Origin of the sequence: Sporolactobacillus inulinus (assembly GCF_006539285.1) — a bacterium.
Taxonomy (GTDB): domain Bacteria; phylum Bacillota; class Bacilli; order Bacillales; family Sporolactobacillaceae; genus Sporolactobacillus; species Sporolactobacillus inulinus.
Genome location: NZ_BJMS01000175.1, coordinates 1 through 2645, shown reverse-complemented (window position 1 = coordinate 2645; position 2645 = coordinate 1). Strand labels below are relative to the sequence as shown.

The following is a 2645-nucleotide window of genomic DNA, read 5'->3' as shown; positions in this document are numbered from 1 at the left end:
ATTTTTATTTTACTTATATAAGATCTGTAATGCATGAACTCTTGTTTTTACATAATGGCTCGATAGCTCAGTCGGTAGAGCAGAGGACTGAAAATCCTCGTGTCGGTGGTTCGATTCCGCCTCGAGCCACCATTTGTTCGTGCCGATCTAGCTCAATTGGTAGAGCAACTGACTTGTAATCAGTAGGTTGGGGGTTCAAGTCCTCTGATCGGCACCATTTATATTTTAATCAATAGATGCCAAAATCTATTCCTTAATCTTTTATTATTATGGAGGGATAGCGAAGAGGCTAAACGCGACGGACTGTAAATCCGTTCCCTACGGGTTCGAAGGTTCGAATCCTTCTCCCTCCATTTACATAGTATAGGGGTATAGTTTAAAGGTAGAACAGAGGTCTCCAAAACCTCCAGTGTGGGTTCAATTCCTACTACCCCTGCTTTAATTATTATGGCGGTTATGGTGAAGTGGTTAACACACCGGATTGTGGTTCCGGCATGCGTGGGTTCGATCCCCACTAACCGCCCCATTTATTGGCCCATAGCCAAGCGGTAAGGCAACGGTTTTTGGTGCCGTCATGCGCTGGTTCGAATCCAGCTGGGCCAGTTTTATAATATGCGGAAGTAGTTCAGTGATAGAACATCACCTTGCCATGGTGGGGGTCGCGGGTTTGAATCCCGTCTTCCGCTCCAATATAATATGGCGGCATAGCCAAGCGGTAAGGCACGGGTCTGCAAAACCCTTATCCCCGGTTCGATTCCGGGTGTCGCCTCCATAATTACTTAATCTTTCTGCCATTATTATTGTATTGTGCCGGTGTGGCGGAATTGGCAGACGCGCACGACTCAAAATCGTGTTCCTTCGGGAGTGTCGGTTCGACCCCGACCACCGGTATACCTAGGTTCAGATATGTAGCGTTAGAACCTTAAGAAGAGCTTGTAAATCCTTGATATAAAGGGATTTATGAGCTTTTTTCATTTCCGAAGGTTTCGACAGAAAACGATACGTTTTTGAATCGTTTTACACATTTTTAACATAAGCACCAAGCAGTTCATCAAAAATATTTACTGCCATTGCCTCATCACGCTGATGCTGCTCTTTTACCACGTGAGCGTATTTTCTAAGTGTTGTCTCTTTATCACCATGACTGAGACGCTCGCTTACAGATATAATGCCTTTTTCATTTTTTTCTTTGAAAAAGAGCGTGCTCGCATGGGTGTGACGCATGCCCAATTTAATTCCTCCTCCTGCGTTTTTTTATTGCATTCCGATTGTATAACATACGAAAAAAAAACCCCTAATAAATTTGGTTCGAGCTCCAAAAAAATTTTAAAATTAATCCGAAAGAACAGATCAATGATGATAACGTATGGAGTTGACGGAAAGGGCATTTATGTATAATCGTTATATTGTCTGTACAATAATTACATGTTATTGTATAGACATCATAATGCTGGAATACAATAGAAGGGAGAAGATTATGATGGGGCGTGAAATGACATTGGAACGCAAAATTTTTAAGATGGGCAACAGTTATGGTACAACCTATCCAAAAGAAGTTTTAAAACATCTTGGTGCGACTGCTGGTGATGAAGTTACGTTTGAAAATTTGGATGACGGCACGGTTAAAATAAGTAAGCGTAAAGCCGTAGAACTTCCAGATGGAATCGATACAGAATTTATTGAAATGGTCAATGAAATCGTTAAGGAAAATGATTCTGTCTTCAAAGGCCTTGTTGATCGATGACTTATTATCTGACTAAAACACAAGTGATTTACTTAAATGCTTTTCTGATTAGGACATATTCCCCGGAAGAAGATATTGGAATTAAAGACGCTCACTTATTGGAAAGTGCCATTAACCGTCCAAGTGCCTCAGCATTCGGAGCAGATGCCTATCCGACTTTATTTACGAAAGCTGCCGCAGTATTTCAAAGCTTAGCTCAGAATCATGCTTTCTTTAACGCAAACAAAAGAACAGCTTATGCGGCACTGGAAGTTTTTTTGAGAAAAAATGGCTGTAAAATACATGCTGAACCAAATGAAAAAGAAGATTTTACAGTTAAGATATCTGATCAAGAGAATAAGATCACCACTTCTAAAATTAGTACATGGATAGAAAAACATTCTATTAAAGTATGAGAGAACCACGATTCATTGTCATGAACTTTTTTTTGAAAAATAATATGAGTTTGGTGAGCGTAAATCCCTCAATTAGAGGGTGCCTCAAAAGTCTATTGACGATAGTGTTAATGAGGGTAGGGTATGGAATTTGGGGATTAAATTCTGGATTCCTTTGTTGAAATTATTGATCCCCGCCTAATTCCAGTAGTTATTGAATGATTTCAGAAATTATATCTGAAAGGTTAATGAGTAGGTCCTTTGCATTTGGTTTTTATGCAGATGCTATCAGCGAAGGAAAATGAGACTAGAAAAATGATATTAGGAACTGATGAGGATGGCAGATGATATGTCATCATTATTTTTTTTATTCACGTGGATCGTTCCCATTTCTTTAGGAAGATGAGGATATTCACTTGGATCGTGACTATGAAAACAGCCGAAACAGGAAAAATCGCCGCAATATCTTTTGAACAGCCATCATCCATACCTCCGCCAACCGATGAATTTGGATTAAGTATACAAAA

General features: G+C 39.7%; 3 protein-coding genes and 9 tRNA genes. 11 read left to right on the top strand and 1 reads right to left on the bottom strand.

What is annotated here, in order from left to right; translation table 11 throughout:
• The first annotated feature begins 56 nt into the window (after positions 1-56).
• The 9 genes from SIN01_RS14465 (at position 57) to SIN01_RS14425 (ending at position 891) form a co-directional block, all read left to right on the top strand.
• Positions 57-132: transfer RNA gene (locus tag SIN01_RS14465), tRNA-Phe, on the top strand.
• Between the two features lie 9 nt (positions 133-141).
• A tRNA-Thr gene (locus tag SIN01_RS14460) sits at positions 142-217 on the top strand.
• A 54-nt stretch (positions 218-271) separates the two neighbouring features.
• Positions 272-353, top strand: a tRNA-Tyr gene (locus SIN01_RS14455).
• A gap of 12 nt (positions 354-365) precedes the next feature.
• Positions 366-436, top strand: a tRNA-Trp gene (locus SIN01_RS14450).
• Between the two features lie 14 nt (positions 437-450).
• Positions 451-526, top strand: a tRNA-His gene (locus tag SIN01_RS14445).
• Positions 527-531: 5 nt separating this feature from the next.
• Positions 532-603: transfer RNA gene (locus SIN01_RS14440), tRNA-Gln, on the top strand.
• A gap of 11 nt (positions 604-614) precedes the next feature.
• Positions 615-689: transfer RNA gene (locus SIN01_RS14435), tRNA-Gly, on the top strand.
• Positions 690-698: 9 nt separating this feature from the next.
• A tRNA-Cys gene (locus SIN01_RS14430) sits at positions 699-772 on the top strand.
• Positions 773-809: 37 nt separating this feature from the next.
• Positions 810-891 (top strand) — tRNA-Leu (locus tag SIN01_RS14425).
• Positions 892-1017: 126 nt separating this feature from the next.
• Here the strand turns inward: SIN01_RS14425 and SIN01_RS14420 are convergent.
• Positions 1018-1230 (bottom strand): site-specific integrase, encoded by a 213-nt coding sequence (locus SIN01_RS14420; protein WP_010023506.1) that lies wholly within the window; start codon positions 1228-1230, stop codon positions 1018-1020.
• Positions 1231-1477: 247 nt separating this feature from the next.
• Between SIN01_RS14420 and SIN01_RS14415 the strand changes: the two genes are divergently transcribed.
• Together SIN01_RS14415 and SIN01_RS14410 are read left to right on the top strand one after the other, a co-directional pair.
• Complete coding sequence (locus SIN01_RS14415) at positions 1478-1744, top strand: AbrB/MazE/SpoVT family DNA-binding domain-containing protein (RefSeq protein WP_237760166.1); 267 nt, start codon at positions 1478-1480, stop codon at positions 1742-1744.
• Complete coding sequence (locus SIN01_RS14410; RefSeq protein ID WP_010023503.1) at positions 1741-2139, top strand: type II toxin-antitoxin system death-on-curing family toxin; 399 nt, start codon at positions 1741-1743, stop codon at positions 2137-2139. Before SIN01_RS14415 ends, SIN01_RS14410 begins: the two co-directional genes overlap by 4 nt.
• Positions 2140-2645 lie beyond the last annotated feature (506 nt).

Coding starts and splice junctions, on each gene's coding strand:
- SIN01_RS14415 (WP_237760166.1), top strand. CDS start 1,478: ATGATGGGGCGTGAAATGACATTGGAACGCAAAATTTTTAAGATGGGC.
- SIN01_RS14410 (WP_010023503.1), top strand. CDS start 1,741: ATGACTTATTATCTGACTAAAACACAAGTGATTTACTTAAATGCTTTT.